The sequence below is a fragment of the Rhizobacter sp. AJA081-3 genome, assembly GCF_017795745.1.
GTDB lineage: Bacteria > Pseudomonadota > Gammaproteobacteria > Burkholderiales > Burkholderiaceae_C > Piscinibacter.
This window is the reverse complement of sequence record NZ_CP059067.1, coordinates 5100847-5115783: the sequence shown is the minus strand read 5'-3', so window position 1 is coordinate 5115783 and position 14937 is coordinate 5100847. Positions and strand designations below refer to the sequence as shown.

Genomic DNA, 14937 nt, shown 5'->3' with positions numbered 1-14937 from the left:
TGCTCAACGCCGCACCAGCGGCAAGGGGTAGGCGGCCAGGCTGGCGTGGCCGCGCGCCGACACCGCCATCACGCCGAAGATCACGTTGTCTTTGCTGATGTCGTCCAGCGTCGCGCGGCCCACACGCCCGACCTCGCGCGACTGCTGCCAGGTCGCCGAGTCGGTGGCGCGCCAGACGATGCGGTAGCCGGCCACGGCGGGATCCACGTCCCATTGCAGCGTGCTGCTGTTGGTCAGTTCGGTGGCGTCCAGCTTCACGTTGCGCGGCGGCGGCGGGGCCAGCGCGAGCGTGGCCAGGCCGGCGGCGTTCACGCGCGTCACGTCGGCCACGTAGGCCATGTCCACGTGCTCGGGCAGATCGCCGTAGGCCACGCCGTTCTCGACACGCACGTTCTGGTGCTGGTGGCGGAAGTTCTCGAAGGGCTCGGTGAAGCGCACCGCCGCATAGCCGCGTTCGAGAAACGGCAGGTGGTCGCCGCCGCGCAGGTAGCGGTCGCGCCGCTGGATCAGCTGCACCTGGAAGCCGGGGAGGTAGCGCTCGCCGGCTGCCTTCAGGTGGCGGCCGAGCTGGTGCGTGGGCAGGTCCTCGCCGCCACCGGCCAGCGCGAGCGCCTGCAGCGTCTCGCGCGCGCTGGCCATGCGGCGCGCCTCCTCCTCGCTCGGCGCCGCGTTGCCCTGCGACGCGACGAGCATTCGCAGCAGCGGATCGAAACCGTCGGCGAACAGGCGCAGCCGCTTCGGGTCGTGCTGGCCGAAGTCGCCGCGCGGGCTGCCGACGATGTCGTTGGTGATCATCGCCTCGATGCCCACGCCGTCGCGGCGCGCATCGCGCGCCATCTGCGCCGCGCCGAGCAGGCCCTGCTCCTCGCCGGCCACGGCCATGAAGACGAGCGTGGCGTCGAAGCGGTGTTTCGCCATCGCGCAGGCCAGTTCCATCACCACCGCGGTGCCCGAGGCGTCGTCGTTGGCGCCGGGCGCGATGCCGGCCGCATCGTTGACATCCGTGTTGCGCGAGTCGTAGTGGCCGCTGACGACCAGCACGCGCTCGCGCCCCGCGGCGGCCGAAGCGCCGGGCAGCGTCGCCACCACATTGACGATCTCGGTGGGCTGCGACAGCCGCCGGCCGGCCGGCTCGACATGGCTGCGCATCTGCACCTGCAGCGCCCCGCCGGTGGCGCGCGAACATTCGCGCAGCTCGCGCTCGATCCAGCGCCGCGCGGCGCCGATGCCGCGCGTGTCGGACACGGTCTCCGACTGCGTGTGCCGCGTCTCGAAGGCGACGAGCGTGCGGATGCGCTGCTCGATGCGCTGCGCCGAGATGTCGGAAAGGATGGCGCGCACCATCGTGTCTTCGGCCTGGGCGTGGGCCGCGGCCGCCGCGGCGAAGGTGGCGGCGGCGGCGAGGCAGCGCAGGGTCGGGCGGGGCATGCGGAACTCCGAGGGCAAGGGAGCACGCATTCCAGCACAGCCCGCACCGGAAACGAAGTGCGCCTCAGCCCAGGCTCATCCGGAAGCCGTACACGGGCAGGCTCTGCTGCTCGAAATCGAGATCAGCCGAGCGCAGGAATCCCATCGCCTCGTACAGCGCCCAGGCCCGCTGCATCGCCCGTGTGGTGTGCAGGATCACCTCGCTGCGTCCCTCGGCGCGCGCCCGCTCGATGCAGGCCTGCGTCAGTGCGCGGCCCGCACCGAGGCCGCGGTGCGCCGGCGCCACCGCGAGCAGCCGGATGCCGGCGGCGTCGCGCTGCGACGCGGCAATGCCGCCCGCGCCGTACTCGGCCATGTCGCCGAAGTAGACGACGCCGCCGGCCAGTTCGCCCTGCGCGCTGTGCGCCACCAGCAGGCAGGCACCGGGCCGCTCGGCGAAGCGGCCGATGCCCGCCAGCATCTCGTAGTAGCCCGGCTGCTGCGCCGGGGTCGGGAAGCCTGGCAGGGCGGCATACACCGCCACGGTCAGCCGGCCGAGCGGCTCGAACTCCTCGGGCCGCGCGGGGCGGATCGTCAGCGTGGTGGGCATCGTGGGTCTCCTGTGAATGGATCAGAGCGAGGCCGCCGCCGCGAGTCGCTGCTGCACCAGCCGGCCCACCGCCGCGCCCATCTCGGCACCGACCTGCGTCGAGTTCCGATAGTGCACGCCGTCATGGATGCGCGCCGTCTTCACTTCCTCGACCATCTCGGCCGCGCTCTTCCACTCGCGCACCACGCCAGGCGCCGTCGGGCTGCTCGTGCGCAGCAGCGGCGATTTCGCACCGCGCAGCTCGGCCTCGATGACCGCACCCACCGCGCCGGCGATCACGCAGTGCGCGCAGGGGTACTCCGGATGCATCGGCGTGGGGATCAGCGGCGTCCAGCCCGGGTCACCCTCCACCGTCGTGCCGCCGGCCGCGTGGCTGCTGCGCGCGGCCGTGATGGGCCGCCAGAACTGGTAGTGGTACTTGGCGTCGAACACGGCGATCAGCGCGTCGTCGCTGGCCAGCGCCGAGGCGGCGTACAGGCGCGCGTTCTGCGCCACCGTGCGGCCCGGCAACGCAGCCACCGAGCGCAGCAGCGGGAAGTACACCAGCGGCCGCGTTTCCTCCCAGAAGCGCGCGATCTCGGTCTGCTGCGGCGTGCGCAGCTTGCTTCCCTTCTCGCCGTACGTGCGCACCTCCTGCAGGTCGCGCGCCCAGGTCTCGCTGCCCAGTTCGGGCGGAGGCGCGGGGCGGAACTGGCTGGCCTTGTCCATCACCCAGGGCTTGCGATGGGGCCAGTTCGCCGCCGCCGGCGTCACCGTGGGCACGTAGCGGCCGGGGCTGGCGTTCCAGTGGTAGCGGTCGGGCGCGTTGGCGCCGTCAGCCGCCAAACGCGCCAGCCACTGGGCCGCGGCACGTTCGCCGGCAGCGATGGCGCGGGCCTTCGCCTCGCCCTCCGGCACGGCCTCGACGGCGCGCTGGTAGGCCGCCTCGACGGCCGCCTTCTCGGCGGGCACCAGTGCCGACAGCGTGGCGCGGTTGGCCGCGGCCACCGCCGCCTCGACGGGCGCGCGCGGCCCGCTGCCGTTCACCGCGTCGAGCACCGCGCCCTGCACCACCGCCATCAGGCGGTGGCCGGCGGCGCCGGGGCCGACCTTGGCGACGATCTCGTTGGCCTTGTCGTTCCAGTCGGTGACGACGTCGGCATGCGCCGCGCCTAACATCGACAACAGGGCCGCAAAGGCCATCTTGGGGAATGTGATTTTCATGACGGTCTCCTGATTCGGGTTTCAGCGCACACGCACGACGACTTCGAGGTACTCGCCGGGCACCACCAGCGAATGCGAGCCGCCGCGGTTGCGCCGCATCAGCAGCGCGGTGATGTCGTCGGCCAGCCGGGCCTGGGCCGGCGCGTCGAGCGCAGCGAAGGCCTTGTGCGTGGGGCCGTAGTAGTCGCGGAACACCTGCAGCCAGTGCGCCGGCGAGGCGTAGCGGAACTGGAAATCGCGCCGCACGCAGCGAATGTCGGCGGCACGCGCGCCGAACAGCTCGACCATGTGCGGCTCGGTGCCCCACAGCGCCGGCGACTTCAGTCCCGCGGGCGGCGGCAGGCAGGCGCCGATCACCTTGAACAGCTCGCCGATGAAGCCGTCGGGCGTCCAGTTGGCCAGGCCGATGCGGCCGCCGGGGCGCACCACGCGCAGCATCTCCTGCGCGGGGAGCTCGTGCTGCGGCGTGAACATCGCGCCGAAAGTCGAGAGCGCGACGTCGAAGGACGCGTCCTCGAAGGGCAGCGCCTCGGCATCCGCCTCGACGAATTCGATCTCCAGGCCCTCGGCGCGGGCACGCGCGGCGCCGCGTTCGAGCAGCGCGGGCACGTAGTCGGTGGAGGTGACCCGGGCGAAACGGCGCGCCGCGGCCAGCGTGGCGTTGCCGTTGCCGGCCGCGATGTCGATGACGCGCTCGCCGGCGCGCAGGTCGATGCTCTCGGCGAGTTGTTCGCCGACGATCTGCAGCGTGGTGCCGATGACGGCGAAGTCGCCGCTGGCCCAGGTGGCCTGCTGGCGTTGCTTGATGGCGTCGAAGGGGATCGCCTGGGTCGGGTGTTCGATGACGGGGTTCATGGGGTGGCTCCGAAGAAGACGGTGGGTTCGAGGGGTCGGCGCGACTGCGCTGCGTCACGCCGATGCCCCGCATTCTTCGAAGGGAGACGCATTGACGCCGTGCGCGGCGTCGTGCAGATTTGCTCCCCCGTCCGGATCGCGCCCTGCTTCACCACGCTGATTGCTCGCCCGTCCGCCGCGCTTGACCGATCGTCCACCCATGTCCCACGACCCCTTGTCCGACGTGCTGCGCAGCGTGCGATTGCGCGGCGCGGTCTTCTACTACGTGAGCTGCAGCGACGACTGGGTGGCCGAGGCCCCTGCGGCGCGCGACATCGCCGGCGCCGTGATGCCCGGCGCCGAGCACGTGCTCGCCTACCATCTGATGGCCAAGGGCGACGGCTGGGCAGCGACCGACGGCGTCTCGCCGGTGCGCCTGTCGGCGGGCGACATCGTCATGTTCCCGCACGGCGATGCGCACGTGATGTCACGCGCGCCGGGCATGCGCGCCTCGGCCGACAATGCCGACTGGGTGTTCGCCACGCGTGACGAGCCCAAGCCGATCGCGGTGGCTTACCACGGCGGCGTGCTTCACCCCGGCGCGCCGGTGCCGGTGGAAGAGGCGAGCAACATCGTCGTCTGCGGCTTCGTCGGGTGCGACCTGCGGCCCTTCAATCCGCTCATCGCGGCGCTGCCGCGGCTGATGCACCTGGCGGCCAGCGGCGTGGGCCACTGGGTGCGTGACGTGCTCCACCAGGCGGTAACGGAGTCGCAAGAGCGGCGCCCCGGCAGCGAGGCAGTGCTGGAGCGTGCCAGCGAGATGGTGTTCGTCGACGCGGCGCGCCGCTACCTCGAGCAGCTGCCCGACGACGCCTCGGGCTGGCTCGCCGGCCTGCGCGACCGGCATGTCGGCAAGGCGCTCGGCGCGATCCACGCGGCGCCGGCGCGCGACTGGACGCTGGAAGAGCTGGGCCGCGAGGCGGGGCTGTCGCGCTCGGCACTGCACGAGCGTTTCGTGCGCTTCGTCGGCCAGCCGCCGATGCAGTACCTGACGCAGTGGCGCATGCAGCTCGCCGCCAATCAGTTGCGCAGCAGCCATGCCGGCGTGGCGGCGATCGCGCTGGAGGTGGGCTACGAGTCGGAGGCTGCCTTCACGCGCGCCTTCAAGCGCGCCACCGGGCTGCCGCCGGCGACGTGGCGGCGTGCGCAGGCGACACCGCCGCCGCGCGCGGTCTGATCCATCCGGATCACGCCCCGGCGCGCCCGTACCAGCGCTGCGCGAAAACGCCCAGGCCGGTGGCCACGCTGGCGAAGCGGTCGCCGCGCACGACGCGCGCCTTCGGGAAGGCCGCGGCAATGCGCTGCGCGAGCAAGCGCAGGCCGGTGGAGCCACCGGTGAAATAGAGCGCGTCGATGGCGTCGGCCTTCAGCCCGGCCTGCCGCGCCGTCTCGCGCGCGGCCGCGATGATCTTCTCGATATCGGCATCCAGCGCCTGCAGCGCCTGCGCCTCGCCGAGCTCGACGGCGAAGCGGTTCTCCACGTGCGACAGGTCGATGCGCGTGCTGCCACCGTCGGCCACGGCGATCTTGGCGCCCTCGGCACGTGCGGCCAATTCGTGGCCGAGCCGCTCGGTGACCACGGTCATCAGCCGCTCGTGGTGGCGAGGCTCGGCGTAGTAGCCGCGCATGCTGCGCAGTTCGGCCACGCGCGCCGGGTTGTAGACGGTGTTGATCAGGTGCCAGGTGGCCAGGTCGAAGTACACGCCGCTGGGCACCTCGCGCGGCGGCGCACCGGCCACGCTGGGCCCGAAGGCGCCGTAGCCGAACTCAGGCAGGATGGCAGCGAGCTCGACACGGCGGTCGAAGTCGGTGCCGGCGATGTGCACGCCGTGGTTGGCGAGGATGTCGCCCTTGCGCTCGAGCTTCGCCGCGCGCTGCGGGCCGACGCGCACGATGGAGAAGTCCGAGGTGCCGCCGCCGATGTCGGCCACCAGCACGACCTGCTCGGCCTGCACGCTTTGCTCGTAGTCGAAGGCCGCGGCGATCGGCTCGTACTGGAAGTGGATGTCGCGAAAGCCGATCTGGCGCGCTGCCGATTCGAGCGCCGCCTGCGCCTGCGCATCACGCGCCGGATCCTCGTCGACGAAGAACACCGGCCGGCCCAGCACCACGCGGTCGATCGCCTGGCCCGCATCGGCCTCGGCGCAGCGCTTCAGGTGGCGCAGGTAGCCGGCGACGATATCGAGGTACTTCACGCCGCGGCCGCCGCCCACGTCGGTGGTCTGGTCGATCAGGCTGCTGCCGAGGATGCTCTTCATGGAACGCATCAGCCGGCCGTCCAGGCCGTCGACGTAGGCGGCCACGGCGGCGCGGCCGAAGGCGCGCGGCGGGCCGTCGTGCTCGGGGCCGTCGACGAAGTAGAAGACGGCCGTGGGCATGGTGCGCTGGCCGGGCTCGAGCTCGACCAAGCGCATGCCCACCGTCGCGTCGGGCACTGCGACAGCGGAGTTGGAAGTGCCGAAGTCGATGGCGCAGTACATGGTGCGGTGGGGCGGGCGGATCGGCAGACGCGAGGGGGCGCGATTGTAGGCGCGTGCCGTGCTGCCCTCACAATCCGCGCCTGACATGGATCGACGCAACCTGCTCCGCAAGCTCAGCCGCCAAGCCGCCGCCGCGGCGCTGGGCAGCCTGTTCGACGCTGCCACGCGCGCGCAGACCGCCGCCACACGCTGGCCTGCGAACCTGGACTACCCCTTCACGCTCGGTGTGGCCAGCGGGATGCCGCGGCCCGGCGCGGTGCTGCTGTGGACGCGCCTGGCCCCGCGACCACACGACCCGTTGGGCGGCATGCCGGGCACGCCGCTCGCGGTGCGCTGGGAGCTGGCCGAGGACGAACGATTCGCCACCGGCCTGCGCCAGGGCGACTTCACGGCACGGCCCGAACACGGCCACAGCGTGCACGTCGAGGTGGACGGCCTGGCCCCCGGCCGCACCTGGTACTACCGCTTCATCGCCGGCGATGCCGTCAGCCCGATCGGCCGCACGCGCACGGCGCCGGCCGACGACGAGCCGGTGCAGCGCCTGCGTATCGCGCTGGCCTCCTGCCAGCACTACGAGCAGGGCTGGTTCGCCGCGCACCGCGAGATCGCCTCGCGCGATATCGACCTGGTGCTGTTCGTCGGCGACTACATCTACGAGTCGAGCAACGCCCGCTACCGGGTGCGTGCGCACGAAGGCCCGATCCCGCAGACGCTGGCGGCCTACCGGGCGCGCCACGCCACCTACAAGCTCGACGCCGACCTGCGTGCCGCGCACGCCGCGCATCCCTGGTTGCTGACCTGGGACGACCACGAGGTCGAGAACGACTACGCCGGCGAGGCCAGCCCGAGCGGGCTGGACCGCGAGGGCTTCCTGCGCCGCCGCGCCGCCGCCTACAAGGCCTACTTCGAACACCTGCCGCTGGCGCCGTCGATGGCACCGCAGGGCGCGGCGATGCGCATCCACCAGCAGCACCGCTGGGGCCGGCTGGCAGAGCTGTGGACGCTGGACAACCGGCAGTACCGCAGCGTGCAGGCCTGCAGCCCGCCCGGTCAGGGCGGCGGGCGGGTGCTGTCCGATTGCGACTCCTTGGGCGATGCCTCGCGCACGATGCTCGGCGCCGCGCAGGAGCGCTGGCTCGCGCAGGGGCTGGTCTCGAGCACACGGCAGTGGAAGCTGATCGGGCAGTCCAGCCAGATCGCGCCCGGCGGTATCGACCTGCCGACCGGGCGGCGCGTGCACACCGACGGCTGGGACGGCTACCCCCGCTCGCGCGAGCGCTTGCTCGACGCCGTCGCCACACCGGGCCTGCGCGACGTGCTCTGCCTGGGCGGCGACGTGCACCGCCACGTGGCCGCCAACCTGCGGCTGCGGCCGGACGACCCGCGATCGCCGGTGGTGGCCACCGAGTTCGTCGGCAGCTCGGTCACGAGCCGCGGTCTGTCGGAGGCGGTGATGGCGGCGATCCGCGCGAGCAACCCCGACCTCGTGCATGCGCGCAGCGACGAGCGCGGCTATGCGCTGATCGAACTCACGCCCGGCGGTGCTTCGTGCGACTTCCGCGCCACGCCGTTTCCGGCGCAGGCCGACGCCCGGCTGCATTCGCAGGCGCGCTTCCAGGTCGAAGCCGGCCGAGCCGGTGTGGTGCGCGACTGACGACGGATCCGTCTTTTGTCACACGCTGAAGCATCGCGTCACGAAATGCACGGCAGCGGTGCAGTTGTTCTCGGGACCGGCCCGCACGGCGCTGCAGACACTGGAATCATTCGGTCATCGGATGTCCGGTCAGTCAGCCAGCGGGGTTCTCATGAGCAAGTCGTCTTCGGTTCCATGGTGGTCTTCCCTGGGCTTCGGCAAGGCCGCGCCCGCCAAGGACACCGACTACGGCGACATGGGCACGGCCTTCGGCCTGGACGCCAGCATGGACACCCTGCCCATGCCCGTGGAGGGCAGCGCGGCCAAGAAGGACAACGGCCGGCCACCCGCTGAGGGCGCCGGCCGTCGAACGAAGCGCTAGCGAACTAGCCTGCGTTCACTTCGGCAGCACGACGCTGTCGATCACGTGGATCACGCCGTTGTCGGCCACGATGTCGGCCTGGATGACCTTCGCCGCGTCGACCGTCACGCCGCCGGTGGTGCCCAGCGTCAGCTCGCTGCCCTGCACCGTCTTCACCTTGCCGGCCTTGACGTCCTTGGCCATCACCTTGCCCGCGACCACGTGGTAGGTGAGCACGGCGCTGAGCTTGGCCTTGTCCTTGAGCAGCGCATCGAGGTCGGCCTTCGGGATCTTGGCGAAGGCTTCGTCGGTGGGCGCGAACACGGTGAACGGGCCGGGTCCCTTCAGCGTGTCGACCAGTCCGGCGGCCTGCAACGCAGCCGCCAGCGTGTTGAACTTGCCGGCCGCCACGGCGGTGTCGACGATGTCCTTGGCCTGGGCCGACAGGGCGGCGAATGCAAGCGCGGACAGAACGATGATCTTCTTCATGGTGAGTACTTCCTGGTTGAGAGAGGTATGGGATGAGGCTGCGCGCGCTCAGGGCGCGGGCAGGATCACCTTGTCGATGACGTGAATCACGCCGTTGCTGGTCAGCACGTCGGTGGCGACGATGTTGGCCGTGCGGCCGCGCTGGTCGGTGATGGCCAGCGAGGCATTGACGCTGAAGGTCTCGCCTTGCACGGTGGCGATGGGCGTGCCCACCGGCACACCGGCCTTGAGCACGCGGCCGGGCACGACGTGGTACTTGAGCACCTGGTCCAGCAGGGCCGTGTCGGCCAGCAGCTGCGCCTTGCTGACGCCGAGCTCCACGAGCAGTGCGGCGAACGCGGCATCGGTCGGCGCGAACAGCGTGAACGGGCCGGGGCCGCTGAGCGTGTTCACCAGACCGGCGGCGGTGACGGCCTCGACGAGGATGCTGAATTCCGGCGCGCTGGCCACCGCGGTCTGCACGATGTTCCTGTCGGCCGGCAGCAGCACCTTGTCGATAGCATGGATCACGCCGTTGGCGGCCGCCACGTCGGTGACGACGATCTTCGAGGTCCGGTTGCGCCCGTCGGTGACGATCAAATCGGCGCCGACGCTGTCGACCTTGAAGATGCCGCCTTCCAGCGGCGTGATCGCGGCGCCCAGCGGCACCGCGGCCTTGCGCACCGTGCCCGACAGCACGTGGTACTGCAGCACCGCGGTGAGCAGCGGCTTGTCGGCCAGCAGCTGCGCCTTGCTCAGGCCGAGCTCGGTCAGCAGCGCGGCGAAGGCGTCGTTGGTCGGCGCGAACACCGTGAACGGGCCGGGGCCCGACAGCGTCGTGGCCAGGTCGGCCGCGACGACGGCTTCGACCAGGATGCTGAAACGTGCATCGGCCTGCGCCACCTGGACGATGTTGCCGGGGTGGGGATCGTCGTCACCGCCACCGCAGGCGGCCACGAGGGCGAGGGCGGACAGGGCCGCCAGTCTCTTGAACCAATCGAACATGTGTACTGCTCCAGTCGAGGTGATAAGAGGCCGGCCGCAAGGCTGCCGGGAGCCGATCCGTGAACTGCGTCACGAGACCAACTGGACGCAATTTAAACTACTTAGTATTCATTGATTACTGTGTGGTCTATTTGCATAACTATTCAGTCGCACAGAGACTCCGGCGTACGAATGCAGCCGGGCGCGCCTAGAATTGCGGCATGGCCAAGGTGTCGTTCCGTGAACAGGTGCTCCGCGCTCGCGAAGACGCGATCGTGTCGTCGGTGAATCGGCTGCTGGCCGAGAAGGGCTTCGACCTGATGACGGTCGACGAAGTGGCCGCCGATGTGGGCATCGCCAAGGCGAGCCTGTACAAGCACTTCACCTCGAAGGAAGAGCTGGCCGCGGCGGCGATGATCCGCATCCTTGACCGCGCGATGGCCTTCATCGACAGCCTGGCGGCCAAGGAGCCGGCCCGCGCGGCGGATCAGCTCAAGGCGGTGGCGCGCTGGACCATGCAGGTGCAGCTGGCCGGCGAGATGCCTTCGCTGCCGGCGCAGAACTCCAGCCTGCGCGCCGCGCTGACCACCAACAAGGTCTACCTGGATCGGCTGATGGAAGTCAGCGATCGACTCGGCGCCTGGATCGGCGCCGCGCAGGCAGACAAGGACCTGAACCCCGCGCTGCCGCCGGAGGTGATCCTGTACACGCTGTTTGCGCGCGCCTGCGACCCGGTGCTCGGCCTGCTCAAGCTGGCCGGCCAGTACAGCGACGAGCAGATCATCGAGCTGCTCGTGTCCACCTGCTTCGACGGCCTGTCGCGGCGCTGAACGCCGACCGGAGCGATCAGCGGACCAGCAGCACCGGCGTCTTGCAGGAGGCCAGCACCTTGGTGGTCACCGAGCCCATCACCAGATTGCCCAGCGTGCCGTGGCCGTGCGAGCCCATCATCAACAGATCGAAATCCTGGCCGTCGGCCATCTTGGCGATGATCTCCGGCGCGTGGCCGACCTTGCCGACGAATTCGGCTTCGATGCCCTGCTTCTTGAAGAAGCTGCGGATCGGCTTGAACACCGCTTCGCTGGTCTCGGCGTAGTAGGACTTGAGCGTGTCGCGGTCGATCACCGCTGCAGCGCGCGCCGGCACCGGCGACACCGTGTTCAGGACGGTGTACTGGTGGCGGCCACCGCCGAGCCACTCGTCGTGGGCGGCCAGGTAGGCCAGCATGCGCTTGGTGTACGAACTGCCGTCGACGGCGATGAGGATCTTCATGGTGGGTCGTCTCCGATGGAATTTTCGCGTGCGATCCTAGTCTCCCACAGCGCCCGACACCGTCCTTGACAACCCGCAATCACGCCGGGCCTTACCATCCGCACCGATGAATGCACGAATCGAAGATTTGAAGCGCCAGTTGCGCCAGCTCGACGAGCTGGCCGCATCGGGCACCCTGCCAGCCGATCAGGCGGCGTCCGCACGCGCCAAGCTCGAACAGGAGCTGGTGTCGCAGGTCATGGACTCCGGCGCATCGACGACCGCCGGGTCTGGCACACCGGCTGCAGCGCCCATCCCGGCCGCTCCCGCTGCCGCCGCAGCGCGGCCCTCGCGGCGGCTGCTCGCCGGGCTGTCCGTGTTCGTGCTCGCGGTCGCGGCCGCAGGCTACGCGGTGTACGGCACGCCCGGGGCTTGGCGAGGCGTTCCGGTTGCGCAGAGCGAAGACGAGGCCGGCGCGGGCCATGGCAGCGCGGCCGCCCAGATCGAGGACATGGTCGCCAAGCTCGAACAGCGCATGAAGACTCAGCCCGACGACGCCGAAGGCTGGTCGATGCTCGGGCGCAGCTACAGCGCGCTGGGTCGCTACCCGGAGGCGGTGACCGCGTTCAAGCGCGTGTCCACGCTGAAGCCGAAGGATGCCCAGGCGCTGGCCGACCAGGCGGACGCCGTGGCGATGGCCGCCGGCCGCAAGCTCGCCGGCGAACCAGCCCAGCTGATCGCCCGCGCGCTGGAACTCGACCCGAAGAACCTGAAGGCGCTGGCGCTGGCCGGCACCATCGCCTTCGACGCCAGCGACTTCCCCAAGGCGGCACAGCTGTGGTCGGCCGCGGTGGCGGTGGCCGAACCCGGCAGCGAACTCGAACGCAACCTGCAGTCCGGCGTGGCCGAGGCGCGCTCGCGCGCCGGTTTGCCGCCGGCCGCCGCAGCGGCGTCGGGCCCGGTGGCGACTTCGGCGGCCGCCACCGCTGCCTCGCTGGCCGGCCAGGTGGACATCGCCGCGGCGCTGAAGGCCAAGGCTTCGCCGGAAGACACGCTGTTCGTCTTTGCCCGCGCCGTCGAGGGCCCGCGCGTGCCGCTGGCCATCCTGCGCAAGCAGGTGAAGGATCTGCCGCTCACCTTCACCCTCGACGACTCGATGGCGATGAACCCGGCCATGCGCCTGTCCACCGCCACGCAGGTGATCGTGGGCGCGCGCATCAGCAAGTCGGGCAACGCGATCGCGCAGCCGGGCGACCTGCAGGGCTTCACGAAGGCCGTCGCGGTGGGCGCCAGCGGGCTGAAGATCGAGATTGCCGAAGAGGTGAAGTAGCGCGCTGCGGCGCGCCCACAGCCGTTAGACCTCGAAGATCCGCAACGGATCGTGCCCGTCGGCCTCGCCCTTGCGGCCGTGGCCGCGGGCATTGCACACCACCCGCGTGCGCCCCTGCGCATGCTCGACGAGATAGTCGTGCCGGCAATGCAGGTGGCCGTGGATCCAGGTGGTGGCCCCCGGCAGCAGCGCGTCGTCGGCATTGCAGAAGCTTGCCGTGCCGGGCTGCGCGCCGTAGCGCGGGTCGGCACTGCGCAGGCTGGGCGCGAAATGCGTGAGCACCACGGTGCGATCCCAGTCGCCACGCGGCTTCTTCAGTTCGTCCGCCAGCCAGTCGCGGCAGGCCAGTGCTTCCTCGCGCACGCCCTCGGGGTCGAAGGCCACGCCACGGCGCGTGCTGCGCATGATGCGCATGTAGTAGCCGGCGGCCCGCATCGCAGTGGCGCGACCGGCCTCGCCGTAGAGGTCGAAGTCGCACCAGCGCACGGTGGCGACGAAGCGGACGCGCGCGCCGTCGGCATCCTGCACGACGCGGCTTTCGCGCTCGAGCAGACCGATGCCCAGCGACTCGCAGCGCTCGCGCAGCGCCGGCCAGGCCTCGTCGACCTCGCGGCCGTCGAACTCGTGGTTGCCGGCCACCATCAGCACCGGCACCGGCCAGTCGCGAAAGCGCTCGAGTTCGCCCCACGTGCTGTCGATGTCACCGCCGAGCACCAGAAGTTCGGCGACCGGGTTCGGCTCGGGCGCGAAGGACTCGGTCTCGAGGTGCAGGTCGGAGAGCAGCTGGATCCGCATCAGCGCAGGCCGTGCCGGCTCAAGCCTTGCCGTGGCACTGCTTGAACTTCTTGCCGCTGCCGCACGGGCAGGGGTCGTTGCGGCCGACCTTGGGCTCCTCGCGCTTGACGGTCTCGACCTTGTAGCGGAGATCGCGCGTCAGGTCGTCGAGGTCGGCGACGACGACGATCAGGTCTTCGATCGCGTCGTCCAGCGTGGGCAGCGGGTGCTCCTTGTCGAGCGTGGCGACGACTTCGCGCTCTTCGGCCGTCTGCGCCGGCAGGTGGCGGTACAGGCGGGCCAGCGCGATGTCGACCGCCGGGTCGGGCAGCTCAAGCAGGTCGGGGAAGGACTCCATCGCATGCTGGAAACCGGCCACCCAGGGCATCAGCGACTGAGACACCGGGTTCAGGCTGGCCGCCGGGTCGTCGGTGCGCGGCGGGTTGAAGTCGTCGGGCTCGAGGATCAGCGGGTCGAACCAGCCGTCCTCGGTCATCGAGCGGTTCAGCGCCGCATGGCGGCGCACGATCAGCGCCGTGACGCGCTCGCGCCAGACCGGGTCGGCGTCGTCGGGCAGCGGCTGGCCATCGAAGTCGAAGACGTGCGGCAGCCAGGCCTCGGTTTCGATCAGCACCGGCTGCACGAGCACGCCGCACAGGTAGCCGTCGAGCATCACCGCGTCGAGCGGCTCGAAGGGCTCGGGTGTGGCCGCGAGCAACTGGTCGAGCTCCTCGAACTCGGCATCGGTGAGGTCGCGGGTCGGGGCTTGCTGGTGGGGGGTCTGCATGGTGTCGGGCGGCGGTTCAGGCCGGGGTCAGACCGAAAAGCGGCCGATCAATCGATAGCGTGAGCCCGGATGGTACAGGCGCGCCACCGAGGCCACCGCACCTTGCGACACCGTGCGCCGCGACACCATCAGCAGCGCGCTGCCCTCGGCAATGTCGAGCCACTTCGCCTGCTCGGCATCGGCCAGCACCGCCTCGACGACCTGCTCGGCCTCGGTCAGCGGCGCGTGCTGGAACAACACGTGCGAGGGCGTGACCTGGGTGAAGTCGAGCGTCATGAAGTCGGGCGCGAGCGCCGGGTTGACGTGCCGGTCTTCCAGCTGGATGGGCACGCCGTTCTCCAGGTGCACGAGGCGAACGTGGAAGACCACGGCGCCCTTGCGCAGGCGCATGGCCGCGGCGATGTCGGCGCCGGCCTTCTCGCGCTGCACGCCGCACACCCGGGTGGCGTGCACGTGGCGGCGCTCGGCGATCTCGTCGCGGATGTCGCGCACCTGCAGCACGTTGGAGATCGGGTGCAGCTGCGCCACGTACGAGCCCGAGCCCTGGCGGCGCTCGATCAGGCCTTCGTCCTCGAGCTCGCGCAGCGCATGGTGCACCGTCATGCGCGCGCAGCCGAACTGCTGCACCAGCTCGCGCTCCGAGGGCAGCTTCATGCCGGGCTGCCAGCCGCCTTCGGCGATGCGCTGCCGGATCGAATCCTTGACCTCCTCGGAGGGCAGGCGGCGCGGCACGGCGAGCTTGGTCATGGTGACAT

Annotated in this window: 16 protein-coding genes; 5 read left to right on the top strand and 11 right to left on the bottom strand. The window is 70.8% G+C overall.

Annotated features, from left to right (window positions below):
• Positions 1–3: 3 nt before the first annotated feature.
• The 4 genes from HZ992_RS24175 to HZ992_RS24160 form a co-directional block, all read right to left on the bottom strand.
• Positions 4–1428, bottom strand: a complete 1425-nt coding sequence (locus tag HZ992_RS24175; RefSeq protein ID WP_209384382.1) for a M28 family metallopeptidase — start codon at positions 1426–1428, stop codon at positions 4–6.
• Positions 1429–1492: 64 nt separating this feature from the next.
• Complete coding sequence (locus HZ992_RS24170) at positions 1493–2017, bottom strand: GNAT family N-acetyltransferase (RefSeq protein WP_245213278.1); 525 nt, start codon at positions 2015–2017, stop codon at positions 1493–1495.
• A gap of 21 nt (positions 2018–2038) precedes the next feature.
• The gene (locus tag HZ992_RS24165; protein WP_209384381.1) at positions 2039–3220 is read right to left on the bottom strand and encodes a vanadium-dependent haloperoxidase; all 1182 of its coding nucleotides are present in this window, start codon (positions 3218–3220) and stop codon (positions 2039–2041) included.
• A 21-nt stretch (positions 3221–3241) separates the two neighbouring features.
• On the bottom strand, positions 3242–4075 hold the full coding sequence (locus HZ992_RS24160; RefSeq protein ID WP_209384380.1) for a class I SAM-dependent methyltransferase: 834 nt from the start codon (positions 4073–4075) through the stop codon (positions 3242–3244).
• A 199-nt stretch (positions 4076–4274) separates the two neighbouring features.
• Between HZ992_RS24160 and HZ992_RS24155 the strand changes: the two genes are divergently transcribed.
• Positions 4275–5291, top strand: a complete 1017-nt coding sequence (locus tag HZ992_RS24155; RefSeq protein ID WP_209384379.1) for an AraC family transcriptional regulator — start codon at positions 4275–4277, stop codon at positions 5289–5291.
• Positions 5292–5301: 10 nt separating this feature from the next.
• On the opposite strand, the gene HZ992_RS24150 is transcribed toward HZ992_RS24155, so the two are convergent.
• The gene (locus HZ992_RS24150) at positions 5302–6594 is read right to left on the bottom strand and encodes an Hsp70 family protein (protein ID WP_209384378.1); all 1293 of its coding nucleotides are present in this window, start codon (positions 6592–6594) and stop codon (positions 5302–5304) included.
• 85 nt (positions 6595–6679) lie between these two features.
• Between HZ992_RS24150 and HZ992_RS24145 the strand changes: the two genes are divergently transcribed.
• Positions 6680–8248, top strand: a complete 1569-nt coding sequence (locus HZ992_RS24145) for an alkaline phosphatase D family protein (protein ID WP_209384377.1) — start codon at positions 6680–6682, stop codon at positions 8246–8248.
• A 151-nt stretch (positions 8249–8399) separates the two neighbouring features.
• Positions 8400–8609 carry a hypothetical protein gene (locus HZ992_RS24140; RefSeq protein WP_209384376.1) on the top strand — a complete coding sequence of 70 codons (210 nt, stop codon included), beginning with the start codon at positions 8400–8402 and terminating at the stop codon, positions 8607–8609.
• Between the two features lie 15 nt (positions 8610–8624).
• Here the strand turns inward: HZ992_RS24140 and HZ992_RS24135 are convergent, their stop codons facing one another.
• Together HZ992_RS24135 and HZ992_RS24130 are read right to left on the bottom strand one after the other, a co-directional pair.
• Positions 8625–9077 (bottom strand): fasciclin domain-containing protein, encoded by a 453-nt coding sequence (locus tag HZ992_RS24135; protein ID WP_209384375.1) that lies wholly within the window; start codon positions 9075–9077, stop codon positions 8625–8627.
• Between the two features lie 48 nt (positions 9078–9125).
• Positions 9126–10061 carry a fasciclin domain-containing protein gene (locus HZ992_RS24130; protein WP_209384374.1) on the bottom strand — a complete coding sequence of 312 codons (936 nt, stop codon included), beginning with the start codon at positions 10059–10061 and terminating at the stop codon, positions 9126–9128.
• Positions 10062–10261: 200 nt separating this feature from the next.
• Between HZ992_RS24130 and HZ992_RS24125 the strand changes: the two genes are divergently transcribed.
• Positions 10262–10870 (top strand): TetR/AcrR family transcriptional regulator, encoded by a 609-nt coding sequence (locus HZ992_RS24125; RefSeq protein WP_209384373.1) that lies wholly within the window; start codon positions 10262–10264, stop codon positions 10868–10870.
• 16 nt (positions 10871–10886) lie between these two features.
• On the opposite strand, the gene HZ992_RS24120 is transcribed toward HZ992_RS24125, so the two are convergent.
• On the bottom strand, positions 10887–11312 hold the full coding sequence (locus HZ992_RS24120) for a universal stress protein (RefSeq protein ID WP_209384372.1): 426 nt from the start codon (positions 11310–11312) through the stop codon (positions 10887–10889).
• Positions 11313–11418: 106 nt separating this feature from the next.
• Between HZ992_RS24120 and HZ992_RS24115 the strand changes: the two genes are divergently transcribed.
• Positions 11419–12621, top strand: coding sequence for a tetratricopeptide repeat protein (locus HZ992_RS24115; protein ID WP_209384371.1), 1203 nt, complete (start codon positions 11419–11421; stop codon positions 12619–12621).
• Positions 12622–12645: 24 nt separating this feature from the next.
• On the opposite strand, the gene HZ992_RS24110 is transcribed toward HZ992_RS24115, so the two are convergent.
• From HZ992_RS24110 to hutC, 3 genes are read right to left on the bottom strand one after another with little or no spacing between them, the layout of a single operon-like run.
• Positions 12646–13416, bottom strand: a complete 771-nt coding sequence (locus HZ992_RS24110) for a metallophosphoesterase (protein ID WP_209384370.1) — start codon at positions 13414–13416, stop codon at positions 12646–12648.
• Between the two features lie 19 nt (positions 13417–13435).
• The gene (locus tag HZ992_RS24105; RefSeq protein ID WP_209384369.1) at positions 13436–14182 is read right to left on the bottom strand and encodes a YecA/YgfB family protein; all 747 of its coding nucleotides are present in this window, start codon (positions 14180–14182) and stop codon (positions 13436–13438) included.
• Positions 14183–14209: 27 nt separating this feature from the next.
• Complete coding sequence (gene hutC / locus HZ992_RS24100) at positions 14210–14929, bottom strand: histidine utilization transcriptional repressor HutC (protein ID WP_209384368.1); 720 nt, start codon at positions 14927–14929, stop codon at positions 14210–14212.
• Positions 14930–14937: the final 8 nt, after the last annotated feature.